Origin of the sequence: Dietzia cercidiphylli (genome assembly GCF_039531545.1) — a bacterium.
Taxonomy (GTDB): Bacteria; Actinomycetota; Actinomycetes; order Mycobacteriales; family Mycobacteriaceae; genus Dietzia; species Dietzia natronolimnaea.
This window is the reverse complement of sequence record NZ_BAAAQG010000003.1, coordinates 530,233-556,480: the sequence shown is the minus strand read 5'-3', so window position 1 is coordinate 556,480 and position 26,248 is coordinate 530,233. Positions and strand designations below refer to the sequence as shown.

At 70.8% G+C, this 26,248-nt stretch carries 23 protein-coding genes and 1 pseudogene; 11 read left to right on the top strand and 13 right to left on the bottom strand.

Annotated elements, in window-relative coordinates; all coding sequences use genetic code 11:
- Positions 1-14: 14 nt before the first annotated feature.
- The 3 genes from ABD250_RS04405 to ABD250_RS04395 all read left to right on the top strand — a co-directional run bounded on the left by ABD250_RS04405 (position 15) and on the right by ABD250_RS04395 (position 2,238).
- Complete coding sequence (locus ABD250_RS04405) at positions 15-992, top strand: ribose-phosphate diphosphokinase (protein ID WP_179525800.1); 978 nt, start codon at positions 15-17, stop codon at positions 990-992.
- Between the two features lies 1 nt (position 993).
- The gene (arsC, locus tag ABD250_RS04400; RefSeq protein ID WP_179525801.1) at positions 994-1,353 is read left to right on the top strand and encodes an arsenate reductase (glutaredoxin); all 360 of its coding nucleotides are present in this window, start codon (positions 994-996) and stop codon (positions 1,351-1,353) included.
- Positions 1,354-1,614: 261 nt separating this feature from the next.
- The gene (locus tag ABD250_RS04395; protein WP_182659323.1) at positions 1,615-2,238 is read left to right on the top strand and encodes a 50S ribosomal protein L25/general stress protein Ctc; all 624 of its coding nucleotides are present in this window, start codon (positions 1,615-1,617) and stop codon (positions 2,236-2,238) included.
- Between the two features lie 156 nt (positions 2,239-2,394).
- Here ABD250_RS04395 and ABD250_RS04390 read toward each other — a convergent pair whose 3' ends face one another.
- Complete coding sequence (locus ABD250_RS04390; protein WP_182659319.1) at positions 2,395-3,012, bottom strand: LysE family transporter; 618 nt, start codon at positions 3,010-3,012, stop codon at positions 2,395-2,397.
- A gap of 67 nt (positions 3,013-3,079) precedes the next feature.
- Between ABD250_RS04390 and ABD250_RS04385 the strand changes: the two genes are divergently transcribed.
- Entirely contained in the window at positions 3,080-3,976 is an 897-nt protein-coding gene (locus ABD250_RS04385; RefSeq protein ID WP_182659320.1) for a LysR family transcriptional regulator ArgP, read from the top strand.
- A gap of 82 nt (positions 3,977-4,058) precedes the next feature.
- Positions 4,059-4,658 (top strand): aminoacyl-tRNA hydrolase, encoded by a 600-nt coding sequence (gene pth / locus ABD250_RS04380; RefSeq protein ID WP_179525804.1) that lies wholly within the window; start codon positions 4,059-4,061, stop codon positions 4,656-4,658.
- A gap of 90 nt (positions 4,659-4,748) precedes the next feature.
- Here the strand turns inward: pth and ABD250_RS04375 are convergent, their stop codons facing one another.
- Entirely contained in the window at positions 4,749-5,204 is a 456-nt protein-coding gene (locus ABD250_RS04375) for a DUF6508 domain-containing protein (RefSeq protein WP_182659321.1), read from the bottom strand.
- Positions 5,205-5,406: 202 nt separating this feature from the next.
- Between ABD250_RS04375 and ABD250_RS04370 the strand changes: the two genes are divergently transcribed.
- From ABD250_RS04370 to ABD250_RS04355, 4 genes and pseudogenes are all read left to right on the top strand, one after another.
- Positions 5,407-7,089 (top strand): peptide chain release factor 3, encoded by a 1,683-nt coding sequence (locus ABD250_RS04370; RefSeq protein WP_182640997.1) that lies wholly within the window; start codon positions 5,407-5,409, stop codon positions 7,087-7,089.
- Positions 7,090-7,306: 217 nt separating this feature from the next.
- A pseudogene (locus ABD250_RS04365) lies at positions 7,307-7,894 on the top strand (transposase); the annotation flags it as partial.
- Between the two features lies 1 nt (position 7,895).
- Positions 7,896-8,930, top strand: coding sequence for a glycoside hydrolase family 1 protein (locus tag ABD250_RS04360; RefSeq protein ID WP_338404238.1), 1,035 nt, complete (start codon positions 7,896-7,898; stop codon positions 8,928-8,930).
- 9 nt (positions 8,931-8,939) lie between these two features.
- The gene (locus ABD250_RS04355; protein ID WP_182659324.1) at positions 8,940-10,610 is read left to right on the top strand and encodes a serine hydrolase; all 1,671 of its coding nucleotides are present in this window, start codon (positions 8,940-8,942) and stop codon (positions 10,608-10,610) included.
- A 96-nt stretch (positions 10,611-10,706) separates the two neighbouring features.
- On the opposite strand, the gene ABD250_RS04350 is transcribed toward ABD250_RS04355, so the two are convergent.
- The 3 genes from ABD250_RS04350 to ppk2 all read right to left on the bottom strand — a co-directional run bounded on the left by ABD250_RS04350 (position 10,707) and on the right by ppk2 (position 13,946).
- Positions 10,707-11,840, bottom strand: coding sequence for an AI-2E family transporter (locus tag ABD250_RS04350; protein WP_344390838.1), 1,134 nt, complete (start codon positions 11,838-11,840; stop codon positions 10,707-10,709).
- A gap of 54 nt (positions 11,841-11,894) precedes the next feature.
- Positions 11,895-12,938, bottom strand: a complete 1,044-nt coding sequence (locus ABD250_RS04345) for an enoyl-CoA hydratase/isomerase family protein (protein ID WP_179525811.1) — start codon at positions 12,936-12,938, stop codon at positions 11,895-11,897.
- 114 nt (positions 12,939-13,052) lie between these two features.
- The gene (gene ppk2 / locus ABD250_RS04340; RefSeq protein ID WP_241730760.1) at positions 13,053-13,946 is read right to left on the bottom strand and encodes a polyphosphate kinase 2; all 894 of its coding nucleotides are present in this window, start codon (positions 13,944-13,946) and stop codon (positions 13,053-13,055) included.
- An 82-nt stretch (positions 13,947-14,028) separates the two neighbouring features.
- Here ppk2 and ABD250_RS04335 point away from each other — a divergent pair, with 82 nt between their 5' ends.
- Complete coding sequence (locus tag ABD250_RS04335; protein WP_179525812.1) at positions 14,029-14,580, top strand: TetR/AcrR family transcriptional regulator; 552 nt, start codon at positions 14,029-14,031, stop codon at positions 14,578-14,580.
- Entirely contained in the window at positions 14,577-15,299 is a 723-nt protein-coding gene (locus ABD250_RS04330; protein WP_182659174.1) for an HAD hydrolase-like protein, read from the top strand. The genes ABD250_RS04335 and ABD250_RS04330 overlap by 4 nt, the downstream gene beginning before the upstream one ends.
- A gap of 208 nt (positions 15,300-15,507) precedes the next feature.
- Here the strand turns inward: ABD250_RS04330 and ABD250_RS04325 are convergent, their stop codons facing one another.
- The 8 genes from ABD250_RS04325 to ABD250_RS04290 all read right to left on the bottom strand — a co-directional run bounded on the left by ABD250_RS04325 (position 15,508) and on the right by ABD250_RS04290 (position 26,186).
- Positions 15,508-16,029 (bottom strand): endonuclease domain-containing protein, encoded by a 522-nt coding sequence (locus tag ABD250_RS04325; protein WP_182659173.1) that lies wholly within the window; start codon positions 16,027-16,029, stop codon positions 15,508-15,510.
- Positions 16,030-16,609: 580 nt separating this feature from the next.
- Entirely contained in the window at positions 16,610-18,490 is a 1,881-nt protein-coding gene (locus ABD250_RS04320) for an ABC-F family ATP-binding cassette domain-containing protein (RefSeq protein ID WP_259847730.1), read from the bottom strand.
- Positions 18,490-19,473 (bottom strand): 4-(cytidine 5'-diphospho)-2-C-methyl-D-erythritol kinase, encoded by a 984-nt coding sequence (locus tag ABD250_RS04315; protein ID WP_344390832.1) that lies wholly within the window; start codon positions 19,471-19,473, stop codon positions 18,490-18,492. The genes ABD250_RS04320 and ABD250_RS04315 overlap by 1 nt, the downstream gene beginning before the upstream one ends.
- A 10-nt stretch (positions 19,474-19,483) precedes the next feature.
- Positions 19,484-20,446, bottom strand: coding sequence for a 16S rRNA (adenine(1518)-N(6)/adenine(1519)-N(6))-dimethyltransferase RsmA (gene rsmA, locus ABD250_RS04310; protein WP_425551858.1), 963 nt, complete (start codon positions 20,444-20,446; stop codon positions 19,484-19,486).
- Positions 20,401-21,576, bottom strand: a complete 1,176-nt coding sequence (locus tag ABD250_RS04305) for a resuscitation-promoting factor (RefSeq protein WP_344390830.1) — start codon at positions 21,574-21,576, stop codon at positions 20,401-20,403. The genes rsmA and ABD250_RS04305 overlap by 46 nt, the downstream gene beginning before the upstream one ends.
- Positions 21,577-21,784: 208 nt before the next feature.
- Positions 21,785-22,651 carry a TatD family hydrolase gene (locus ABD250_RS04300; RefSeq protein WP_304814400.1) on the bottom strand — a complete coding sequence of 289 codons (867 nt, stop codon included), beginning with the start codon at positions 22,649-22,651 and terminating at the stop codon, positions 21,785-21,787.
- 9 nt (positions 22,652-22,660) lie between these two features.
- Entirely contained in the window at positions 22,661-24,559 is a 1,899-nt protein-coding gene (gene metG, locus ABD250_RS04295) for a methionine--tRNA ligase (protein ID WP_241730713.1), read from the bottom strand.
- Positions 24,560-24,617: 58 nt separating this feature from the next.
- A complete protein-coding gene (locus ABD250_RS04290; RefSeq protein ID WP_182638876.1) occupies positions 24,618-26,186 on the bottom strand; it encodes a BCCT family transporter in 1,569 nt (522 codons plus the stop codon).
- Between the last annotated feature and the right edge of the window lie 62 nt (positions 26,187-26,248).

Sequence of the window (26,248 nt, the reverse complement as noted above, 5' to 3'; positions counted from 1 at the left end):
GACGGACTCACCGAGTGAGCGAGTGGATCGACAACCAGAAGAACCTGATGTTTTTCGCGGGGCGTGCGCACCCCGAACTCTCGGATCAGGTCGCCGCCGAGCTGGGGATCGAGGTCACCCCCCAGACCGCCCGCGACTTCGCCAACGGGGAGATCTTCGTCCGCTTCGAGCAGTCTGTCCGCGGCTGCGACGCGTTCGTGCTGCAGAGCTGCCCGGCGCCGCTGAACAAGTGGATCATGGAGCAGCTCATCATGATCGACGCCCTCAAGCGCGGCAGCGCCAAGCGGATCACGGCCGTGCTGCCGTTCTACCCGTACGCGCGGCAGGACAAGAAGCACCGTGGTCGTGAGCCCATCTCGGCCCGCCTGATCGCCGATCTGCTCAAGACCGCCGGCGCCGACCGGATCATCACGGTCGACCTGCACACCGACCAGATCCAGGGCTTCTTCGACGGCCCGGTCGACCACATGCACGCCCAGGGCCAGCTGTCGGACTACGTGCGTGAGCACTACGGCACGGACAACATCTGCGTGGTCTCCCCCGACGCCGGCCGCGTCAAGGTGGGCGAGAAGTGGGCCGACGCCCTCGACGGTGCGCCCCTGGCGTTCGTCCACAAGACCCGCGACCCCAACGTGCCCAACCAGGTCAAGTCCAACCGCGTCGTGGGTGACGTCGAGGGACGCACCTGTGTGCTGATGGACGACATGATCGACACCGGCGGCACCATCGCCGGCGCCGTCAAGGTCCTCAAGGACGCCGGTGCCGGCGACGTGATCATCGCCTGTACCCACGGTGTCTTCTCCGACCCGGCGGCCGAGCGGCTGGCCACGTGCGGGGCCAAGGAGGTCATCACCACCGACACACTGCCGATCCCGCCGGAGAAGCGGTTCGACAACCTCACCGTGCTGTCCATCGCCCCGCTGCTGGCCCGGACCATCCACGAGGTCTTCGAGAACGGCTCGGTGACCAGCCTGTTCAACGGGAACGCCTGACATGTCCGCGGACGCCGCGGGTCGCGCCACGATCTACCACAACCCGCGCTGTTCGAAGTCCCGGCAGGCGCTCGACCTGCTGCGCGAGCGGGGGGTCGAGCCGACTGTGGTCAAGTACCTCGACACCCCGCCTACGGTCGCCGAGCTCCGCACCCTCATCTCCGATGCCGGGCTGACGGTGCGGCAGGCCGTGCGGGTCAAGGAGGCCGAGTTCACCGAGCTGGGTCTGCTCGAGGCCTCGGACGAGGAACTGCTCGAGGCGATGGTGGCGCACCCCCGGCTCATCGAGCGGCCCTTCGTCGTCACCGGCAAGGGCACCCGCCTGGCGCGGCCCACCTCGGCCGTCGAGGAGATCCTCTGACGGTTGGGGTGGTCGGAGTGACCCGGGCCCCGGCGTGACCCGGAGCCCGGGGTACCCGACGTGATTTGGGGGCGGGGCGCCGCGCCGCTAGGCTGATCGGGTCATCTCGGCGAGGGAGGGCCCTGCAGGGGCCACTCCGTTATCGACGCGATCATTGTCGGTGTGGTCCCCGCTGGGCCGCCCCGGGCGATCGTCTCGGTCGCCGGGGAGGTCTCCCGCCCGCAGAGCGCACGCGCGCTCCCCACCGACAGAAGGTTCACCATGGCCAAGGAAATCAACAACCTCAAGACCACCATCCGCACCGAGTTCGGCAAGGGCTCCGCCCGCCGCGCCCGTCGCGAGGGCCAGGTCCCCGCGGTGCTCTACGGCCACCACACCGAGCCGCGCCACCTCCTCCTCAACACCCTGGAGTTCGCCGCGGTGCTGCGTGCACACGGCACCAACTCGCTGCTCACGCTGGACATCGAGGGCGAGGAGCAGCTCGCGCTGCCCAAGCAGATCGACGTGCACCCGCTCACCCGCGTCATCGAGCACACCGACCTGCTGGTCGTGCGCAAGGGCGAGAAGGTCACGGTCGAGGTCTCCGTCACGGTCGTCGGCGACGCCGCCCCGGGCACCCTCGTCACCCAGGACGCCAGCTACGTCGAGATCGAGGCCGACGCCACCCTCCTGCCCGAGGGCTTCGAGGTCTCGGTCGAGGACGCCGAGGCAGGCCTCCAGATCACCGCCGCCGACATCGAGCTCCCCGCCGGCAGCACCCTGGTCTCCGATCCCGAGACCCTGATCGTCAACGTGATCGAGGCGCCGACCGAGGCGGACCTCGAGTCCGAGGAGGAGGCAGCCCCCCAGGGTGAGGACGCCGCCCAGGCCGCCGAAGAGGCGTGATCCCCCTCGCCGCGGCCTGAGCTGCGGCGACACCGCCCGCGGGCCCGCTGCCGACCATCGAGTCGGAGCGGGCCCGCGGTCGATTCCGGAACCCCTCGTCCGGACGCACCGGCCGGCTGGTCCCGACCGCAGTCGAGACCTAGCCGCAGTCGAGACCTAGCCCCGAATGAGGCCGACGGCCAGGACGACCATCATCACGGCGATCCCCGCGTCCAGCACCCGCCACGCCCCGGGCCTGGCGAACACTCCACGCAGGGCCCTGCCCCCGAAACCGATCAACGCGAACCATGCCGTGCCGGCGAGGAACGCCCCGGCCGCGAACACCCAGCGCAGATCCCCCGCCTGCTGGTTGGCGAGGGTCCCCAGGAACACCACGCTGTCCAGATAGGCGTGGGGGTTGAGCCAGGTGAACGCCGCGCACGCCGCCACCGCGCCCAGGGTCGAGGGGATCCGTGCGTCGCCGTCCACCTGCAGCCCGCTGCCGGGGCGCAGGGCGCGGGATGCGGCGAAGGCGCCGTAGGCCAGCAGGAACACCACCCCGAACCACTTCATCACCGTGATGGCGGCGGGCGCGGACTCGACCAGCGCCCCGACCCCGGCCACGCCGAGCAGGATCAGGGCCGCCTCGGACAGGACGCAGAAGATCACGATCGGGACCATCGCCACGTCGCCGCGGATCGAGCGTTGGAGGACGTAGGCGTTCTGTGCGCCGACGGCGGCGATGAGCCCGAGGCCCATGCCGGCGCCCATGAGAAGCGTGGAGGTGGCGGTCACATCCCCACGCTAGGGTCGCGATGGATGTAGCGCTACTACAGTTCCTTGGCTAGCATTAGCCGCACTTATGGACGCACTTCACCTGGACCAGCTGCGCACCCTCGTGGCCGTCGTCGACCTCGGTTCGTTCGACGCGGCCGCCACCCACCTCCACCTCACGCAGTCCGCGGTGTCCCAGCGGATTCGAGCGCTGGAGGACTCGGCCGGCCGAATCCTGGTCCGCCGGGACCGCCCGGTCACGGCGACCGACTCCGGCGAGACAGTGCTCCGGACCGCACGGCAGATGCTTCACCTCGAGGAATCCCTGTCCCGGGAGTTCGACGGAGCGGGCACCCCGACAGAGCATGTGGTCCTGGCGGTGGCGTGCAACTCCGATTCGCTGGCCACCTGGTTCCTCGACGCCATGACCGAGGTCCACTCCTCGGGCCGGGTGGTCTTCGACCTCCGCCGCGAGGACGAGTCGTTGTCCTCCCAGCTCCTCCGGCGGGGCGAGGTGATGGCGGCGGTGACCAGCGAGTCCCGACCCGTCCAGGGGTGCCGGTCACTGCCGCTGGGGTCGATGCGGTACCTCGCGTGCGCCAGTCCCGGGTTCGTGGCCCGGCACCTGCGGGACGGTTCGCCCACGACCGCGCTGGGCCGAGCCCCCATCGTCGACTTCGATCGCAGCGACGCCCACCAGAACCACCACTACCGACGGTTGGCCCGCCGCGAACCGACCGGACCCCGACACTTCATGCCCAGTTCGCACGACCACGTCCGGGCCATCGCCGCAGGGCTGGGCTGGGGCCTGGTCCCCGAGCGACTGGCCACACCGTGGCTGGTCTCCGGCGAGCTCGCCGAGGTCTCCCCCGACCGCCCCCTCGACGTCCCTCTGTTCTGGCAACACTGGAGACTCCAGTCCCCCGACCTCGACGCCCTGACGGCGGCGGTGCTCGAGACGGCCCGGGCCGAGCTGCAGGCATGACGGCCCGAGCCGGAGCGGAGGCGAGCGGGTGGAGCGGCGACCGACGGGAGCGGCGACCGACCCGGTCTGGGACCATGGGTCCGTGAGTACCGCTGACGCCCCCGGACCCAGACTCGTCGTGGGCCTGGCCAACCCCGGTCCCGACTACGAGGGCACCCGACACAACATCGGCTGGGACGTGCTGGTCGAGCTCGCCTCCCGCGCCCTTCCCATGCCCGCGAGCTTCTCCACGCACAAGCGGACCAACTGCGAGGTCGCCCAGACGCGGTTGGCCGACCAGGCCGTGGTCCTGGCCCGTCCGCGGAGCTACATGAACCTGTCCGGGGGCCCCGTCGCGGCGGTGGCGAAGTACTTCTCCGTCGCCCCCACCGAGGTGATCGTGGTGCACGACGAGATCGACATCGACTTCGGTCAGGTCCGGCTCAAGCGTGGCGGGGGCGAGGGCGGGCACAACGGCCTGCGCTCGGTGACCAGCGCCCTCGGCACGCGCGACTACATCCGCGTCCGCGCGGGGGTCGGCCGGCCACCGGGTCGCATGGCGGTGGCGGATTACGTACTCAAGCGCTTCTCTAAGCTCGAGCAACCCGACGTGCCGTTCCTGGTCCAGGACGCTGCCGACGCCGTCGAACTGCTCCTCACGCACGGGCTGGAGACCGCCCAGAACCAGGTCCACTCCGCGTGAGCCGTCCCCGGCGGCTGCGACGTGACGCCGCTCTGGGCGCGGGGGCACTGACGGGCCGGAGCAGGAGCGCACGACCGGCTCGTGGGGCGATCACATGTCGAACAGCTCTCGCAGCCGGTCGAGAAGCGCCACGAGCGCCCCGCTCTCCAGCGACGCCGCGACCTCACCCTCGCTGAACCTCTCGGACCGCATCATCCAGGTGAGCAGCGCGACGGCCAGCTCCTCGTCGGAGTCCCGGGCCAACGCCACGAGATCAGGTGCCCGGCTGCCCATTCCGTGCCCACCTCGCCGCTGGAGCGTCCGCCGGTACTCGACATCGGTCAGCGCTCCCCCGTTGCAGACCTCCATGACCTTCTCGGTGTCGCGGTCGTAGATCGGGTACCGGAGGTTATACGAGCCGTCCTCGTTCTGACCGCCCCCGGACCACACGACCGAGCGGACACCACGCAACCGCTCGACCGCCGGGAGCAGGTCGCGTAGCGCGGCCCTCCGCTCCTCGCGTACCCGTGCGTCCCCGACCACAGAACCGTCCCTGCTCGCACTCATTCCCGTCTCCGCTCCGGCGCGTCCGGTGACGCCGCCACTGCGCACCGTAGGCGCCGGGTCCGACATCGCGCCCCGCGTGACCTCGCCTTTCGCGCGCGCCCGCAGACCCCGGGCGGCGCACCGGCGGATTGGGTGCTCGAACGTGGACGGACGTACCCTGGGATGACGACGGCGAGGGCCGCCGGAGCACCGAGGAGGACGCGTGACGGAGACCGCCGAGGACACCGGGACGACCGGGCAACCCGCTGGTCCCGACAGGTCCGGGGCCCACACGGACGTACGCTCCGAGGTCGCCCGACGCCGCACCTTCGCCGTGATCGCCCACCCGGACGCCGGCAAGTCCACGCTCACCGAGGCGCTCGCGCTGCACGCGCGGGTCATCACCGAGGCCGGCGCCGTCCACGGCAAGTCCGGTCGCCGCGCCACCGTGTCGGACTGGATGGAGATGGAGAAGGCCCGCGGCATCTCGGTCAGCTCCACGGCACTGCAGTTCACCTACAAGCCGGCCGGGGCGCCGGACGACGACGAGCCGTACGTCATCAACCTGGTGGACACCCCCGGGCACTCCGACTTCTCCGAGGACACCTACCGCGTCCTCACCGCGGTCGATGCCGCGGTCATGCTCATCGACGCCGCCAAGGGCCTCGAGCCGCAGACGCTGAAGCTGTTCCGGGTGTGCAAGCACAACGGGCTGCCCATCATCACGGTGATCAACAAGTGGGACCGGCCGGGGCAGGCGCCGCTGGAACTGCTGGACGAGATCACCGAGCAGATCGGCCTGGTCCCCACCCCCCTGTTCATGCCCGTGGGCATCGCCGGCGACTACCGGGGTCTGCTCCGCCGCGGCCCCGAGGGGGCGCCGGAGGAGTACATCCACTTCACCCGCACCGCCGGCGGCTCGACCATCGCCCCGGAGGAGCACTACGACCCGGCCGCCGCCGCCGAGCGTGAGGGCGAGGTCTGGGAGACCGCCGTCGAGGAGTCCGAACTGCTCTCCGCCATGGGTCAGGACCACGACCAGGAGCTCTACCTGGCCGGCGAGACCAGCCCGGTGATCTTCGCCTCCGCGATGCTCAACTTCGGCGTCCACCAGATCCTCGACGCGTTGGTCGAGCTGGCCCCGCCGCCGCACGCGTGGGACACCGTCACCGGTGCGCCGCGTGAGACCTCGGATCCGTTCTCCGCGGTCGTGTTCAAGGTGCAGGCCGGCATGGACGCCGCGCACCGCGACAGGCTCGCGTTCATGCGCGTGGTCTCCGGCGAGTTCGAGCGCGGCATGGTGGTCACCCACGCCCAGTCCGCCAAGCCGTTCACCACGAAGTACGCGCTCACCGTCTTCGGCCGCGACCGCACCACCGTCGAGACCGCCTACCCGGGCGACGTGGTGGGCCTGGTCAACGCCACCGCGCTGGCCCCCGGCGACACCCTCTACACCGGTAAGAAGGTGCAGTTCCCGCCGATCCCCCAGTTCGCCCCCGAGCACTTCGCCGTGGTCCGCGCGCACTCGCTGGGCAAGTACAAGCAGTTCCGCAAGGCGATCGACCAGCTGGCCGCCGAGGGCGTGGTTCAGATCCTGCGCAACGACACCCGCGGCGACGCGAACCCGGTCATGGCGGCGGTCGGGCCCATGCAGTTCGAGGTGGTGACCGCCCGCATGAAGACCGAGTTCAACGTCGAGGTCGTCGTCGACAACCTGCCCTACTCCATCGCCCGCCGCACCGACGCCGCCTCGGCCGACGAGCTCGGCCGCCAGCGCGGAGTGGAGGTGTTCCAGCGCACCGACGGCGAGCTGCTGGCCCTGTTCGGCGACAAATGGCGTCTGCAGTACATCAGCAAGGAGATGGATCACCTCACCATCGAACCGCTGGTCGCCGACACCAACTGACCCTCGAGTCACACACGCCTCACCGGGCCCGCGAAAGCTCTGAACAACCGTCCAGAAATTGCTCGGATAGGGCTCGGAACGGCCCACCCTTGGTTAACCCCGGTGATTCACGGGGATCTGCGGATCGCTGGGCGAAAATAGACCGAAGTGCTTCCTGAACAGGGGAAACTGGGACTTGTCTAAGGTTCCATGTTCTCCAGCAGAAAGCACTCGGTAGGTGAAGCTTACTTCGTGGTCGGCCGGGCTGTCCGTTACTGCTGATGGTGTCGGGGTGGTCTCTCATGCCGGGGCCATCGCTCCGCGCCTTCTGGCTGATCAGGTCGGTCTGACCGCCGCGCTGTCAGGGGCCATGGCCCGCCGCCGGTTCATCCCGATCCACGATCGCGGCCGGGTGTTGATCGACGTCGCGGTGATGCTGGCCGATGGCGGCGAGTCCATCTCAGACATCGGCGTCCTGCGCCACCAGTCTGGCGCCCTGGGCCCGGTGGCCTCGGCGCCGACAGTGTGGCGCACACTCGATGAGGTCACCGCCGGCAAGCGCAAGAAGATCCAGGTGGCGCGGGCTCGGGCACGGCGGCACGTGTGGTCCCACCTGCCCGGCGGGGTGCCCGCATCCAAGTGCGCGGGCCGGGACCTGGGATCGACGATCGTTCTCGATGTGGACGCCACCATCGTGGTCACCCACAGCGAGAAGGAGAACGCCGCGCCGACGTACAAGCGCACGTTCGGCTACCACCCGATCGGCGTGTGGTGCGACAACACAGAAGAGTTCCTCGCCGCGAGCCTGCGGCGGCGACACCCCGGCCGTGGCGTGCGATCACTACCACCGCCACGCCGAGGACGTCCGCGACCTGGCCGCCCTGGGCGTCGACGACTACCGGTTCTCGATCTCCTGGTCGCGGGTCCTGCCCACCGGGCGCGGGCGGGTCAACCGGCCCGGCCTGGACTTCTACTCGCGGCTCGTCGACGACCTCCTGGCGGCCGGGATCCGCCCGGTGCCCACCCTCTATCACTGGGACCTTCCCCAGGCCCTGCAGGACGAGGGCGGCTGGCTGAGCCGGGACACCTCGCAGGCCCTGGCCGACTACACCGCCGTGGTGGTCGACGCCCTCGGCGACCGCGTCACCCGCTGGCTCACGCTCAACGAGATGAACGTCCACACCCTCTACGGCCACGGACTCACCGATCACGCGCCGGCGCTCGGGATGGGACTGGACTGCCTGCCCGTGGCCCACAACCTGCTCCGCGCACACGGTCTGGCGGTCGAGGCGATCCGTGCCGCCGGCCCCCGGCACGAGGTCGGGGTGGTGCAACAGCACTTCCCCGTCATCGCCGCGACCGACTCCCCGGAGGACGTCGGGGCCGCCGAGATGTTCCGCATCCTGACCAACTGGCTGTTCTCCGATCCGGTCCTCCGGGGCGCCTACCCGGAGGACTGGGTGGCCGAGCTCGTCATGACCACCGCCGGCCTGACCGCCGACCAGCTCGAGCAGGACCTCGTCGTCATCGCGAGCCCCCTCGACCACTACGGCGTCAACTACTACGAACCCACGGTGATCGAGTCCCCACGCCCCGACGCCGACTACGCCGGGGTGCTCGAGGTGGACTTCCCGGAGGACATGCCGTTCCGCCCGGTGCGGATCGAGGGCGTCGAGCGGACCGACTTCGAGTGGGCCGCCGGGTACGCCGAGCGCTTCGGCCTGGTCCACGTCGACCACAGCACCCTGACGCGCACCCGCAAGGACTCCTGGTACTGGTATCGCGACCTGATCGACGCGCACCGCAACCGAGTCGCGGGGAATGGTCCGACACGGGCCTCCGGGACCCCTCCGGCGGTCTAAGCTGGGCGGATGACCACCGATTCGGCCACCGGGCACCGTCGGACCCTGGGAGCGATCAGCGTGTGCGCGGCCGTCGCGCTCCTCGGATCGGCGTGCGGGACACCGGTGGCCACACCCGGCCCCGACGAGAGCCCGGCCGCCTACTCGGGACTCGAGGTCAGCGAGGACCGGATCGACTACGCGATCGGCAAGGTCACCGGGATCGTCGAGGAGGAACTCGACGCCTCCGGCATCCCGGGCGCGGCCGTGGCCGTGGTGCACGGCGGTGAGGTGGTCCTCGCGGAGGGGTTCGGCGTCCGGGACACCAGCACGGGCGCCGAGGTGGACGCCCGGACAGTCTTCCCGCTGGCCTCGATCTCCAAGTCGGTCAGCGCCACGGTGGTGGCGGCCGAGAGCGGCAACGGTGAGGTCGACTGGTCCACCCCCGTCAGCGAGTACCTGCCGTGGTTCGAGCTCTCCGATCCGCAGGTGTCCCCCCTCGTGACCGTCGGTGACGTCTTCGCGCACCGCTCCGGGCTCCCCGAGCACGCGGGTGACGACCTCGAGGACCTGGGCTACGACCGACCCGCGGTCCTGCACGGGCTGCGCCACCTGCCGCTCACGCCGTTCCGAACCTCCTACGCGTACACCAACTTCGGTCTCACCGCGGGGGCCGAAGCGGTGGCGGTCGCGGCCGGGACGCCCTGGGACGAGCTGGGTCGCGAGCGGATCTTCGACCCGCTCGGCATGACCGACACCTCGTTCTCCCACGACGAGCTGCTCGAGCGGGACAACCGGGCGGTCGGCCACGTGCGCGCCGACTCCCCCGACTCCCCCGACTCCGCGGACCAGAGCGACCCGGACGGGGACTGGGTCCCGGCCGATCCCCAGCGCGACCCCGACGCCCAGGCGCCGGCGGGGGGCCTGAGTTCGTCGGTGACCGACATGGCCGCCTGGATGGCGATGGTGCTCGACGACGGCAAGGGGCCCGGCGGCTCCCAGGTCGTGCCCGCCGAGGCGCTGCGCGAGGCCCTCACCCCGCAGATCGTCTCCTCGCCGCCGCGGGCCGCCGCGGACCGTCCCGGGTCCTACGGCTACGGGTTCAACATCGGTACCAGTTCCTCGGGTCGGGTCCAGTGGAGCCATTCCGGGGCGTTCGCGCTCGGGGCGGGCACCGCGATGCTCATGCTGCCCTCGCTCGACCTGGGGATCATCACGGTGACCAACGCCTCGCCGAGCGGGGTGGCGGAGACGATCAACGCCAGGTTCGCCGACTACGCCCAGTACGGCGACCCCACGCTGGACTGGCGGGATCTGTTCGGCCAGGCGTTCGCGTCACTGCTCGACCCGGTCGGGGACCTGGTGGACGCGACCCCGCCCGCCGATCCGGCACCGTCGAGGGACCCGGCCGAGCTGGTCGGGACGTACCGCAACGACTACTTCGGGACCCTCGAGGTCAGAGAGTCGGAGGACGCGCTGGAGATGACCGTCGGCGGCGCCGCCGCCTGGCCACTCGACCCCTGGGACGGCGACACGTTCGCGGTCGAACCGCGGAGTGAGAACTGGCCGCCGGGGTCGCGGGGTTCCGTGACGTTCGACGACGACGAGGTCACCGTCGAACTCCTGGACGGCAACGGTCTCGGGACCTTCACCAGGGCGCCCGCCGGGGACGAACCCGGCGATCCCGGATCCCCCGACTGACCGCGCGCGTCCGCCGCCCCGGCGCACCCGGCGCACCCGGCGCAGCCGGAGCCCCCGCCCCCGCCCCCGCGCCCGGGCCCGGGCCCGCGGGGAGGGTCAGCGCGGTGCCGGCAGCTTCCCGGCCCGCCGCCGGTCGCGTTTGGCATCGGCGTCGGGAGTGGTCGTGAACGTCGAGAACCACGTCATCCGGGGGTCGGCGTCCACGAGGAAGGCCTTGACCGCGAGGGTCAGCGGCACTGCCAGGATCGCGCCCAGAGCACCGGCCACCGACGCCCAGAACACCAGCGAGAGGAACGTGACGGTGGGGGTCAGCCCCACGGCGTCGCCGGTGAACTTGGGCTGGATGAAGCTCTGGATCACCAGGTTGACCACGCTGTAGATCACCACCACCCAGATGGCGTCGACCGGTCCCCCGGTCAGGAGCGCGAACAGCGCGGGCGGCACGAGGCCCAGGACGAAGCCGATGTTGGGGATGTAGTTGGTGACGAAGGCCAGGACGCCCCAGACCAGGGCCAGCGGCACACCGATGATCATCAGTGCGATCACGTCGATGACCGCCACGATGAGACCGAAGATCGTCGAGACGATCCAGTACGACTTCACACCGTCGGTGAACGAGCTGAGGGCGTCCGCCAGCCGGGGCCGCTGGCGCGCGATCACCGCCCGACGGCGGGTGATCCCCGGTACGTCGAACACCAGGAAGGTCAGTGCGATCACCAGGACGGTGAGCTGCCCGCCCGCCGAGGACAGCTGCCCCGCCACGTTCTGGACGGTGCCGATCACGGTGCCGGGGTCGACTCCCGCCAGGCTCGAGGAGACCTGGTCCTCGCTCACCCCGAACCGTCCGAGGAACTCGATGGTCTGCTCGTACAGTTCGACGAACTTGTCCTGGTAGCGCGGGATCTCCTCGGCGGCGATCCACAGCGCCCACACGAGCATCCCCACCAGCGCGGCCAGCAGGAGGTAGAGCACCAGCAGGACGATGATCATCCCGCCCCACCTCGGCAGGCCGGCACGCTCGAGCAACCGCTGCAGCGGCTGGGCGGCGATCACCAGGTTCAGGGCGAGAAAGGCGGGCATGACCAGGTTCGCGTGCTGGGAGATCCCCCAGAGCACGACGAACGCGGCGGCCAGGGACACCACGGTGACGCCGGCGATCCCCCAGCCCTTGGGCTCCTCGTGCGGGGCGAGCACATCGGGTTCGCGCGCGCCGTCACCGGTGGTGGTCATGGCCCCTCCTCGACCCGCGCCCCGTGCGCTGGACGCCGATCAGAGTAGACTCTGTCAGCCCCCGGTCAACGCCGAACGAATGGCGTCCACGTGAACGTCGTCGAGGTCGGCGGGGTCCCAGGTGGGGTTGCGGTCCTTGTCGATCACCACGGCCCGGACGCCTTCGACGAAGTCCGGGCGGGCGGTGATCCATCCGCCCAGCGCCAACTCGGCCGCCAGGCACTCTCGCAGATCGCTCGCGGCCGCCCCTGCGCGGAGCAGCTCGATGGTCGCGATGACGGACGTGGGGCAGTGCGACCGCAGCATCTCGAGGGTCGAGGTGGCCCACTCGTCCTGCGCACCGGACTCCAGGGCCGCGACCATCTCCTGCACGGTCGCACGGGAGAAGACGTCCTCGATCCGGTCGATGTGCTTCTCGACCGCGGACTCCCCCGCCGCCGAGTGCTCGAGGCCGTGGCGCTCCAGGGCGGCGTCCAGGCCATCGGACCCGATGGCGGAGACGAAGGCGTCGCGGTCGGCGTCGTCGATCAGATGGGTGGCCAGACCCGTGTAGAGCGCGTCGGCGGAGTTCATCCGGACCCCGGTGGTGCCGAGGTAGATCCCCACCGCGAGACCCCGGGTCCCGCCGCCGCACAGGCGGGGCAGGAAGTGGCTGGCGCCGACGTCGGGGATGAACCCGATCGCCGTCTCCGGCATGGCCATCATGACCTTCTTGGTGACCACGCGGTGCGAGCCGTTGATGGAGATCCCGAGGCCGCCGCCCATCGCGACGCCGTGGATCACGGCGACGGTGGGCACCCGGTGCGTGTGGTACGCGAGGTCCATCGCGTACTCCTCGGAGAAGAACTCCCGGTTGGTCTGGTGCTCGCCGGCGGCCGCGGCGTCGCGCAGCGCGCGGATGTCGCCGCCCGCGCAGAACGCCTTCTCCGAGGTACTGGTGGTGACGACGGCCTCCACTCCCGAGTCCTGCGACGCGGCATCCAGGGCGGAGTGCAGGGCCCGGCACATGGGCAGGTCGAGGGAGTTCAGTGCCTTGGGGCGGTCCAGGACGATGTGCTGCATCCGGCCTTCTCGCCGGGTGGTGACGAATTCGCTCATGCCCCCAGTGTGGCAGGCCGGTCTGTGCCCGTCGCCGGGATACTAGGAATTCCTACCTAGGCCGCCCCCGCCGCCCCGCCCGGCGTCAGGTCGCCGATCGTGCCCCGCCTCCGGTCAGAGCAGCTCCGACGCCACGTCCGGGACGTACTTGAACTCCTCGCGCGGCGGGCGCTCGTAGCTCGCACCCTCGGGTCGTTCCGGGATCTCGAACGTCGGCGGCTCCAGCTTCTCCCACGGCACGGTGGAGAGCAGGTGCGAGATGACGTTGATGCGCGACCGCTTCTTGTCCTCCGACTCGACCGTGTACCAGGGCGCCTCGGGGATGTCGGTGTGGATGAACATCTCGTCCTTGGCACGGCTGTACGCCTCCCACCGGTTGATGGACTCCAGGTCCATCGGCGAGAGCTTCCACCGGCGCACGGGGTCGTCGTGCCGCGAGCGGAAGCGGCGCTCCTGCTCCTCGTCGGACACGGAGAACCAGTACTTGCGCAGCATGATCCCGTCCTCCACGAGCAGGCGTTCGAAGATCGGCGCCTGGTGCAGGAAGCGGCGGTACTCGTCCGTGGTGCAGAAGCCCATCACTCGTTCCACGCCGGCCCGGTTGTACCAGGAGCGGTCGAAGATCACGATCTCCCCGGCCGCGGGCAGGTGCTCGATGTAGCGCTGGAAGTACCACTGGGTCTTGTGCACCTCGGTCGGGGCGGGAAGCGCGACCACGCGGGCGAACCGCGGGTTGAGGTACTGGGTGATGCGCTTGATCGCCGACCCCTTGCCGGCGGCGTCGCGGCCCTCGAACACCACGACGAGCCGGTTCCCGGTCTCCTTGAGCCAGGCCTGCATCTCCACGAGCTCGGCCTGCAACCGCTCGAGCTCGGCCTCGTACGCCTTCTTGGGCAGTTTCTCCAGGCCGCTGGCGAGTTCCTTCTTCTTCGACCCGGTGTCGCCGCTCTTCGAGGACGTGCTCTTCCCGCTCGAGGTGGCCTTCTTGTCGTCCTTCTTGCCGCTCATGCCCGCGATCCTACGGCCCCGGGCGCACCCGGCCCGGCTCTTCGGATGCGGTCCGCAGCCGGCTCGCGCGATAATGGACGGCGTGAGGTCCCGTGACAGCATCCTCGACGCGACCCGAGCGGTGATCGGGGACGTGGGGTTCGACGGGGTCAATATCGCCGTCGTGGCCAAGCGGGCCGGGGTGAGTCGGCAGACGGTGTACTCGATCTTCGGTACCCGTGAGGAGTTGATCGGCGAGGCGGTCACCGAACGGTTGACCGCGCTGGTCGGTGCCTACGAGTCCGTGATGGACTCGGCCGACTCTCTGCTCGAGGTGCTGGTGGAGATCGTGATCGAGGCCCGGCGACGCATCCTCGGGGACCCGCTGCTGCGAGCCCTGACGCTGTCAGGCGAGGGCAACCCGATCCACCATCCGGGTGCTGTCGACAGATCCCTCGAGTACACAGCCCACCTGCTCGGTCCGGCGATCGAGCGATTCCCCGAGTTCGCCGACCGCATCGACTTCCTCGCCGACGTCGGCGTGCACATCGGCTGGTCGGTGATGGTGCTCGACGATCCCGACTCCCGCTCCGACGCCGACCTGCGGGCGTTCCTCACCGCCTGGCTCGCACCACTGCTGCAGCCGCCATCGTGAGCGCTCTGCTCGTCCTCTGGGACCTCGACCTCACGTTGCTCGACCCCGCCGGGTTCGGCTCGCGGATGATCGCCCCCGCGCTCGCCGAGATGGTCGGCGGCGAGCCCGTCATGGACGTCTCCTTTGCCGGGCGGACCGACCGCGCGATCTGCACCGACCTGCTCGGGCGGAACGGGATCGACCCCCGCGAGGACCTCGTCACCACGCTGCTCCACGCCGTCGCCGAGCGGTGCGAGGCGCACGGGCAGGACCTGCTCGACGCGGGAGGTGGGGCACTCCCGGGAGCTCACGAGGCGATAGCCGCCCTCGCCGCGGTAGACGGGCTGCACCAGGGGATCGTCACCGGCAACATGCGACGGACGGCGCTGCTCAAGCTCCGGGTGTGTGGGTTCGACGGGCTTCCCGATCCGCGGCTCGGGGCGTTCGGGGATCACCACGCCGACCGCGCCGACCTCGTCCGCGGTGCCCTCACCACCGCCCGCGCACGCGGACTCGAGGTGTCCGCTGAGCGCGCGGTGGTGATCGGTGACCACGTCCACGATGTCCGCGGCGCTCTCGACGTGGGGGCCCGCTGCGTCGCCGTCGCGACCGGTCGGGTCTCCGCTGACGAGTTGCGATCAGCTGGTGCCCACGCCGTCCTGCCGAGCCTCACCGATGCCGACGCCCTGCTCTCCGCCTGTCTCGCCCACACTCGCGCGCATCCCTCACCGGCCGATTGACGCTCCCAGCCCCTGCCTCACGCACACCCCTGCGCGCCCCGGCGCTCCCCCACCCCGCCGCGCCCCGCACACCCAGCGCGCCCCCACCCCAGCGCCTTCATCCCAGCGCGCCCCGCGCAACGGGTGTGGTCGTGGCCCTTGTGGCCACAACGCAGTTCTGTCGCAGTGGGCACGACCAAGATTCGGGTGATGTGGTCGCGCGTCGCGGTCATACCCGTGCGCGGCCGCGCTCGAGGGACGCACCGATCTGGCGGAGTACCGCCCGTGGATTCCGGAGCATCGAACCGGTCACGCGGACCACCTGCCAGCCCAGCTCCGAGAGTTCGGCGTTGACCCGCGCGTCGTACTCCCAGGTAGACCTGCCTCGATGGACGTCCCCGTCGTAGAACACCGCCACCTTCCCGACCTCGTACGCCAGATCCGCAGTGGCGACCTTCACCCCGTACTCGTTGTGGATCTCGACCTGCGGAGTCGGGTCGGGGAGGTCCGACCGGACGATCAGCAGCCGAAGCCTGGTCTCGGGCGGCGAATCAGCTCGCTGGTCACACCACCGGAGAAGGCTCCGCACCCTCTGCAGACCGTGCAGCCCTCGCAGGCCCCGTGCCAGTGCACTCACCTCGCTGACGGCGATCCGGGATCGATTGCACACGGCGTCGATCTTCGCGATCGCCGTATCGTCGTTGACCTCCCACCTCGCTACGTCGATGGCCGTCCGTGCAGCGGAGGTCACACGGAGTCCACCGATCGCTTCCACCTGTCCCGCCGGCAGAGCACGCCGGAGGCGACGCAGCCGCACACGGCCCGGAGCGGGTGCCGTTCCGACCGCGTAGATGTCGACTTCTCTCTCGACCGCAGCCGGCGCGTACCACCGCTCCCGGTGGATCAGTGCCGCCGCGAGACCGCCGATCACGGCTCCAGCGGGTGCCCATAGCGCTGCGCCGCGGACCACTACATCCGGTGTGGCGGGCGCTCCGGTGGCGAGGTACACGTCGGGGAACAGACGACGATGTCCTGACCTGAGCTGATGTCTGGACAGATGGCCTTCCACGACCACCGCACTACCGATGAACGGCTCAGCAGGATGAGGAATGGGCACCTCAGGATCATCGCCCGCGGTGACCGTTCACGCCCGCCCCCGGCGTCCCCTGTGGATGAGGACGACGAGCATCCACAACGAACCGCGCCGCTCGGTCTTGCCATCAGGTGTTCCGCCCACATTGTGGTCGTGTCCAGCGCGGCGAAACGCTCGATTCACCGCAGCAAAGACGACCAGGTTCGACGTCCACACCGCTCTCGCGCCGGCGGGTGGATCAGCCCTCGACCTGTTCGCCGAGCTCCATCCAGCGCTCCTCGAGCTGTTCCTTCTCCGCGCTCACGTCCTTGAGATCACGGTCGAGGGACGCGAGCTTCTCCGTGTCGAGCGCCTCCCCTGCGGCGGCGGTGAGGGCCTCGTGGAGGGTCGCCTGTCGTTGATCGAGTTTGAGCATCTGGCGCTCGATCTTGGACATCTCCTTGCGCAGCGCCCGCTCGTCACTCGAGCTGAGCCCGGACCCGCCGGAGCCGGCGGTCGCGGCGGATGCCGAACCACCGCCCGATCCACCGCCCGATCCGGCCCCGGGACCCGAGCCCGAGCCCGAACCCGAGCCAGCGGGCTCGCGCAGGACCTTGCCCGAGTCGCCCGCGGCCCCGGCGCGCTTGCGGCGCTCGAGGTACTCGTCGATCCCCCGCGGCAGGTTGGTGAGCCCGCCGTCTCCGAACAGCGCCCACACCGAGTCGCAGATGCGCTCGACGAGGTAGCGGTCGTGGGAGATCACGACCATCGTGCCGGGCCACCCGTCGAGCAGATCCTCGAGCTGGCGGAGCGTGTCGATGTCCAGGTCGTTGGTGGGCTCGTCGAGCAGCAGCACGTTGGGCTCGGCCATGAGGACCCGCGTGAGCTGCAGGCGCCGCCGCTCGCCGCCGGAGAGGTCGCCGACCGGCGTGCGCTGGCGGGCGGGGGTGAAGCCGAGGCGCTCGGCCAGCTGGGAGGCGCTGAGCTCGATGTCACCGAACGCCACGCGGGCGGCCACGTCCTCGATCGCCTCGAGCACCCGCTGGTCGAGCGGCAGGTCGTCGAGCTCCTGCTTGAGCCACCCGATGCGGACCGTCTTGCCCTCCTTGCGGCGGCCGGCGGCCAGGGGGGCCTCACCGGCGAGGGCACGCAGGAGCGTGGTCTTGCCGGAACCGTTGACGCCCACCAGGCCGAGTCGTTCGCCGGGGGCCAGTCGCCAGGTCAGGTCCTCGACGAGGGTGCGGCCGTCGGGGGCGTCGAGGCGCGCCTCCTCGAGCTCGATCACCACCTTGCCGAGCCTCCGGGCGGCGAAGCTCGACAGGCGTAGTGAGTCACGGGGCGGCGGCACGTCCTTGATCAACGCCTCCGCGGCCTCGATGCGGTACCGCGGCTTGGAGGTCCGCGCCGGTGCGCCGCGACGCAGCCAGGCGAGCTCCTTGCGCATGAGGTTCTGCCGCCGGGACTCGGAGGCAGCGGCCTGTCGGTCCCGCTCGGCGCGGGCGAAGACCCAGTCGTTGTACCCGCCCTCGAACTGCTCGACGCGGCCGTCGACCACCTCCCAGGTGTGGGTCGCGACGGTGTCGAGGAACCACCGATCGTGGGTGACCACGACGAGGGCGGAGGACCGCGCACGCAGGTGGTCGGCGAGCCACTGCACGCCCTCGACGTCGAGGTGGTTGGTCGGCTCGTCGAGGACCAGCAGGTCGAGGTCCTGGACCAGCGCCGCGGCCAGGGAGACCCGCCGCCGCTCGCCGCCGGACAGATCGTCCACCGCGGTGTCCAGACCCAGGTCGTGGATGCCGATCCCGTCGAGCACGGCGCGGATCCGCGAGTCTCCCGCCCACTCGTGAGTGGCCACGCCCAATCCCCCGAGCACGGACTCGCCCACGGTGTCGGCGGCCAGCTCGGTCCGCTGGGTGACCACGGCCAGCCGCAAGCCGCTCACGCGCGAGACCCGTCCGGTGTCCGGCTCGGCCACCCCGGTGAGGATCTCGAGCAGCGTGGTCTTGCCGCCGCCGTTGAGGCCGACCACGCCGATGCGGTCGCCGGCGTTGACGCCCAGGGAGACGTCGTCGAGCACCTGTCGGATCCCGAAGGACACCGACCCCTGCTCGAGGTTGATGAGGTTCGTGGGGGCCATTACTGCTCCGGTGTCTGTTGCGGGTTGTCTATGACGTGGGCGCCGGCGACGGGGCCGCGGGTGAGTCGGACCTCGCGTGCGACGCCGGTCTCGCTCACCTCGGCCGCCACCGCGATCGCCTGCTCGCGGTCGGCGCAGAAGAACAGGCAGGTGGGACCCGAGCCGGAGACCATACCGTGCAGCGCACCGGCCTCGGCTCCGGCCCGGAGGGTCCTGCGCAGGGCCGGCATCAGCGAGAGTGCGGCGGGCTCGAGATCGTTGGCGAGCACCCCGGCCACCCGCGCCGGGTCGTCCCCGGCCAACGCCTCCACCAGCGGCTCGACGCCGCCGGCCCCGGGCAGCTCGCGGGCTCCACCCGGCTCGCCGCGCAGGCGGTCGAGTTCGGCGAACACCACCGGGGTCGACAGACCGCCGTCGGCCAGCGCCACCACCAGGTGCTGTTCGGCGCGGGCGTGCAGCAGCGGCGCGAGGGTCTCACCCCGACCGGTGCCGAGCGCGGTACCGCCGCGGATGCAGAACGGCACGTCGCTGCCCAGGCGTGCGGCCCGCTCCTCGAGCGCCGCCCGCCCGAGTCCCAGACCCAGCAGTCGGTCGGTGGCCACCAGCGCGGCCGCGGCGTCCGCGCTCCCGCCCGCCATCCCGCCGGCCACGGGGACGCCCTTGACGATCCGGATCGACAGCCGCGCGTCCGTACCGGCCTCGCTGCGGAGCAGGTCGACCGCCCTGGCCGCGAGATTGGTCCGGTCCGTGGGCACCTGGTCCGCACCCGGCCCGGTGACGACCACCTCGTCGTCGTCGGCGTCATCACCGTCGACCAGCGCGACCGTGACCCGCTCCCACAGGTCCACGGCCCGGTACACGGTGAGCAGGTCGTGGAATCCGTCCGCGCGAAGATCGCCGACCCCGAGGTGGAGGTTGATCTTGGCGGGGGCCACGGCCGTCACGGCGCGCGCGCCGGCGGGGGTGGAGACGTCACGAGGCACGGCGACCAGCCTACGGCTCGCGGTGGGCCGACCCTATCCCGAGTCGCCGCGCCGCCTCCGCGATGCGCACGTAGTCGGCGGTCGTGAGCTGCTCGCCCCGCGTCCTGGGGTCGACACCCGCCTCGACGAGCGCGAACTCTGCATCCGCGGCGGACCCGGCCCAGCCGGACAGCGCCGCGCGCAGAGTCTTGCGCCGTTGGGCGAAGGCGGCGTCGGCCACCGCGAACACCCGCTTGCGGTGCGCCTCCCCCAGGTCCCACGGCGGGGTCTCGTACGCGTCGATCCGCACCAGACCCGACTCGACGTTCGGCACCGGCCAGAAGACGTTGCGTCCCACGGTGCCGGCGCGCCTGACGGTGCCGAAGAAGCCGGCCTTGACGCTCGGGACGCCGTAGACGCGGGAGCCGGGTGCGGCGGCCAACCGGTCGGCCACCTCGAGCTGCACCATCACCAGTGCGGTGCGCAGCGTCGGCACCTCGGCGAGCAGGTGCAGCAGCACCGGGACGGACACGTTGTAGGGCAGGTTGGCCACGAGGGCGGTCGGCGCCGGCTCGCCGAGTTCGGATCCGCGCACGGCGAGCGCGTCGGCGGTCACGACGGTCAGGTTCCCCGCGAGCTCCGGCGCACGCTCGGCCACGGTCACGGGCAACCGCTCGGCCAGCACCGGATCGATCTCGATCGCCACCACCCGTCCGGCGGCGTCGAGCAGCGGCAGGGTCAGCGAACCGAGCCCCGGGCCCACCTCGACGACGGTGTCGTCGCGCCCCACCCCGGAGACCGTGACGATCCTGCGGACCGTGTTGGCGTCGTGGACGAAGTTCTGCCCCTTGGACTTGGTGGGCTTCAGGTCCAGCACCTCGGCGAGCGCGCGCACCTCCTGGGGGCCGAGGAGATCGGCCTGTCCGCGGAAGGTCGCGTCCGGACCGGTCAGCGCAGGCCCAGCTTCGAGGTGCAGGCGGGCCAGGCGCCCCATCCCTGCGAGGCGCGGACCTTCTCGGCGATCGCGATCTGCTGCTCCCGCGTGGCCAGGTGCGCGCTGGGGGCGTACTGGCCGCCGCCGTGACCGGTCCACGTGCTGGGGGCGAACTGCAGGCCGCCGGAGTAGCCGTTCCCGGTGTTGATGCTCCAGTTGCCGTTCGACTCGCACTGCGCGATCGAGTCCCACACGCCGCCGTTCGAGACCGCGGGAGCCGAGGGGCGGGGCTTGGTGCCCACCCGGACGACCGCGGGTCGGGGCTCGCTGAGGACCTTCTCCTCGCCGCGGGCGCGCTCGGTCTCGACGCCGTTGACCAGCGTCACGGTGTACCGGACCTCGCGCTCACCGGGGGCGCCGGGCTCGACCACGGTGCGCTCACCCTCGGTCGCCTCGGGATCGTCGGTGGCCTGCTCGGAAACCTCGAACGGCTCGACCACGGTCTCCTCGGAGGTGGTCACGCGGGTGACGGTGACCTCGGTGCCGGGGGCGGCGGGCGCGTCGGCGGGGGGCGCCACGGTGTCGAGCGGGCCCAGGGTGATGCCGGCCCGCTCGAGGTACTCGCCGACGGTGTCGCCGGGCGAGGCCAGGGGGGCGGCCGGGGCGCCGTTGTCCGACAGCATCAGCTCGCGGGGGGTCACCACCGAGACCTGCGCACCGTCGAGGGGGACCTCGGCGTCGATGCGGGGGGTGACGTAGCTGCGGGGCGGGACGTCGTCGCGCTCGGCGATCAACTCGGCGACCGTGGCGGCGGTGGTCCACACCTGCTCGCTGCTCCCGTCCACCTCGACGGTCACGGGCCGGGCGCGCAGGAGGGTCACGGTGTCGCCGTCGTCGATCCGGTCGCCGGGCGCCACCACCACGTCGCGCTCGTCCACGCTGTACCCCGCGTCCTCGATCGCCGCGCGCACATCGGACTTGAAGGTCACGAGCTCGACCGGGGCGCCATCCACCTCGAGGGTGAAGGCGGTGCGCTGGTCCAGTGCCGCGACGCCGCCCACGACGAGGGTGGTGAGCATGCCGGCCACCGACAGCCGCAGCATGGTCGAGCGGGACCTGTGGATGCGGTGGATCGGGGCCAGGACGCCCTTCGCGCCCGTGGGGGTGTCGGTCCGTGAAGCTTCAACCACTGGTCAGTTCTCTCCTCGCATAGCCCGCGGACGCCCATACGGGCGTCCGCGTTTCATCACGATAGCGTAACGAGTGGGAGCCGCAGGGGCAACGTGACGCGCCTGACATGCGACGACGACGAGGTGGGGCAGGTCACGATTCGTTACATTCACCCCTTGGCACACATGAGTCACACGGGCCACATCTCTCGGCGGCCCGGCCGGGGGCTCAGACGGTCAGGCCGAATACCTCGCGGGCCGTGGTCGCGGCCTCGACGACGAACTCCTCCGGCGTCTGCCCGCGCACCTGCGCCACGACCCGGGCCGTGTACCCGATCAGGCCCGGCTCGTTGCGGGCGCCCCGGAACGGCTCGGGCGCCATGTAGGGGGCGTCGGTCTCCACGAGCAACTGCCCGGCCGGGGCCCGGCGGGCGGCCTCGCGCAGGTGCTCGTTGGCCTTGAAGGTCACGTTGCCGGTGAAGGACAACACGTAACCGCGGTCCAGCGCCTCGCGGGCCACCTCGATCGGCGAGGAGAAACAGTGCAGCATGACGTGCGGGATGCCCGACCCCGGGCCGGCGACCTCGCCGAGGACGCGCATCAGGTCGTCGTCGGCCTCCCGGTTGTGGATCATCAGGCACTTCCCCAGCTCGCCGGCGAGCGCGGCGTGCCAGCGCAGCGACTCCTCCTGCTCCGCCGGATCGGCGCACCCGTCCATCGTGCCCACCCAGTAGTGGTCGAGGCCGGTCTCCCCCACGGCCACCACGCGGGGGTGCGCGGCCAACTCGCGCAGTCGCGCGCGCACGGCGGGGCCACCGTCCGGGTCGGTGAGCTCCCGCGCCCGGGTGGGATGCACGGCGACGGCGGCGTACACCCGCTCGTCGGCGTCGGCGGCGGCCACCACGGCCTCCGACTCGGCCAGGTCGTCGCCCACGGTCACCATCGCCGCCACCCCGGCCAGGGCCGCCCGGTCGGCGGCGGCGCGTACCTCATCAGCCGTGCGGTGGCCGCAGGAGTACAGGTGCGTGTGGGCGTCGACCAGGCCGGGTAGCGGCTCGGGGAGGACGGGGGTCGGGCGGGGCCTGCGTTTACCCATCGGCGCCGGTCACTCCGCCGTCTGGTCAGGGGCGTGCTGCCCCGTGGCCGGTGGGGGCGTGGCCGGTGGGGCCGTCGCCGGCTGGATGGGCGCCCAGGCGGGTCCGGTCTCGGCGAGTTCCGGGTCGACCTTGGCGAACAGCGGGCTGGGCTTGGCCAGCGGGATCCCGGGGGTGAGCTCGGTGCGCGCCCACCGGGCCTGCTCGGAGGCGTAGTCGCCCATGATCACCGGGTAACTGCGCCCGGCCTCGGGCAGGCCCGTCCCGACCAGGTCCACCGGCATGTCGTCGATCACCTCGTGGACCTGCGGCGACGCGGCCCACACGCCCTGCCCGCCGATCGCGCCGTGGATCTGCTGCGCGGCCGACGGCAGGTACGGGGTGAGCAGGGTGTTGGCGTCGGAGACCACCTGCAGGGCGGTGTGCAGCACGGTGCCCAGGCGCTCGCGCTGGTCCGGCTCCTTGGCCAGCTTCCACGGCTCGGTCGCGGCGATGTAGCGGTTCGCGGCGCCGACGATCCGCATCGCCTCGGTGGCACCGGCCCTGAAGCGGGAGCGCTCGAGGTGGCCGCCGACCGTGGCGAACGCGGACTCCGCGTCACGCAGGAGTTCGGCGTCGAGGTCGGTCAGGGTGCCGGGGCGCGGGATCTCGCCGAAGTTCTTGTGCGCCATCGACACCGTGCGGTTGACCAGGTTGCCCCAGCCGCCCACGAGCTCGGCGTTGGTGCGTCGCACGAACTCGTCCCAGGTGAAGTCGGTGTCCTGGTTCTCCGGGCCGGCCACCGAGATGAAGTACCGCAGCGAGTCGGGGCCGAACTCCGCCAGGAAGTCCCGGACGTAGATCACCACGCCCCGCGAGGAGGAGAACTTGGACCCGGACATGGTGAGGAACTCCGACGAGACCACCTCGGTGGGCAGGCCGAGCGCACCGAGCGCGCCCGGCTCGCCACCGTGCGCACCCCGGCCGTCGTAGCCGATGAGCTCGGCCGGCCAGATCTGCGAGTGGAACGTGATGTTGTCCTTGCCCATGAAGTAGTGGGAGACGGCCTCGGGGTCGGTCCACCAGCGACGCCACGCCTCGGGCTCACCCGAGCGCCACGCCCACTCGATCGAGGCGGACAGGTAGCCCACCACGGCGTCGAACCACACGTAGAGCTTCTTGTCGCCCCGGTCCTGCCAGCCCTCGACCGGGATCGGGATCCCCCAGTCGATGTCCCGGCTCATCGCACGCGGACGCAGGTCCTCGAGCAGGTTGAGCGAGAACTTCAGGACGTTGGGCCGCCAGTCCTTCCGACCCTTGAGCCAGTCCCCCAGCGAGTCCGCGAGGGCGGGCAGGTCCAGGAACCAGTGCTCGGTCTCGATGAACTTCGGGGTCTCACCGTTGATCTTGGAGACCGGGTTCTTCAGGTCCGCCGGGTCCAGCTGGTTGCCGCAGTTGTCGCACTGGTCGCCCCGGGCGCCGTCGTAACCGCAGATCGGGCAGGTGCCCTCGATGTACCGGTCCGGCAGGGTGCGGCCCGTCGACGGGCTCACCGCCCCGGTGGTGGTCTTGGCCACCATGTACCCGTTGCGGTGCAGGCCCCGGAAGAGCTCCTGGACCACCGAGTAGTGGTTCCGGGTGGTGGTGCGGGTGAACAGGTCGTAGCTCAGCCCCAGTCCGGCCAGGTCGTCGACGATCACCCGGTTGTACCGGTCCGCGAGCGACTGGACCGACACCCCCTCCTTCTCGGCCTGCACGAGCAGCGGGGTGCCGTGCTCGTCGGTGCCCGAGACCATCAGCACGTCGTTGCCGGCCATCCGCTGGTACCGGGAGAAGACGTCCGACGGCACCCCGAACCCGGAGACGTGTCCGATGTGCCGGGGGCCGTTCGCGTACGGCCATGCGACCGCGGTCAGGACTGTCTTCGCCATGCGTCCAGAGTAGTGGTCGCGTCCGCGGCCGCCGTGCCGGGAGTGCACCCGGCCCGCGTCAGGCGTTCTCGGCCGCCGGATCGTGCGAGAGCGACTTGTGGATCGACACGCACAGGGCGATCAGCACCAGGACGAACGGTGACGCCGCGATGATGGTCATGTTCTGCAGGCTCGACAGCGCGTTCCCGCCGCCGTCGCCCGCGAGGAGCATGATGATCGCGACCGCCGCGGTGAAGGTACCCATGAGCATGACGATCCACCGTGACGGCTCCTCGACCCCGTGCTGGGCCATGCCGCCCATGACGATCGACGCCGAGTCGGCCGAGGTGATGAAGAAGACGGCGATGAGCACCATGGCGACCACCATGAGCACCGGCGCGAGCGGCAGTTCGCGGAGCAGGTTGAACAGCTGGGGCTCGAGCGAACCGTCGCCGAAGATGCTCCGACCGGCGTCCTCGAGATACAGGGCGAACCCGCCGAAGATCGAGAACCACAGCACCGACAGCGTGCTGGGTATGAGGACCACGCCGATGATGAACTCGCGGACCGTGCGGCCCCGGCTGATCCGGGCGAGGAACATCCCGACGAAGGGCGACCAGGAGATCCACCAGGCCCAGTAGAAGACCGTCCAGCCGGACAGCCACTCGGCCGCCTCGCCGTTCTCGCTCACCGCGGTGCGGGAGGCCATCTCGAAGAAGTCGGAGAAGTACGCACCGACGGTGGTGGGGACCAGGTCGAGCATGAAGAACAGCGCGCCGGAGAAGATCGCGACGAACAGCGCGAGCGAGACCGCCAGCACCAGGTTGATGTTGGACAGGATCCGGACGCCGTTGCCGATCCCGGAGGCCGCCGAGGCGAGGAACACCAGTCCCAGGACCACGATGACGCCCACGACGAGCGCGATGCCGCCGCCGCTGACCGCACCGGTCTCGTTCAGCCCGGCCCGGATCTGCAGCGCGCCGAGACCGAGCGAGGCGGCGGTACCGAAGATCGTGGCCACGACCGTCGCGATGTCGAGCACCTTGCCCATCCACCCGTTGGCCCGCTTCTCGCCGATCAGCGGGACGAACGCCTGCGAGATCAGGTGGCCGCGCTTGAAGCGGTAGGCCGCCAGCGCGAGGGCCAGGCCGACGATGGCGTACATGGACCACGGATGCAGGGTCCAGTGGAAGGCGGTGGTGGCCATGGCCACGTCGTACTGCTGCTCCTGACCCGGCGGCGGGGTCTGGAAGTGGGTGAGCGGCTCGGACACGCCGTAGAACATCAGACCGATGCCCATGCCCGCGGCGAACATCATGGCGATCCAGGACCGGGTGGAGTACTCAGGCTTCTCGTGGTCGCCTCCCAGCCGGATCGCGCCGAAGCGGGAGAACGCCAGATAGACGGTGTAGGCCACGACCGTGGTGGCCACCACGATGAACAACCAGCCCACCGTGTGGACCACCACGTCGAACGCCCGACCCGCGGCGCTCTCGAACGAGACCGTGTAGAACAAGCCCCACACCACCACGATCAGGGCGATCACGGCGGCGGGGACGATCACCGCGAAGTCCGCGCGAAGCCGTGCCGTCGGCGCGGGAGGTGGCGTGTTCCCGGGGTCACTCTTCTGTTCTCTAGAGGTGGACATTCCTGAAACCTTGTCAACAACTTCGGCGCTGTGCAAGATAATAAGTTCTTCACCAGCACAGG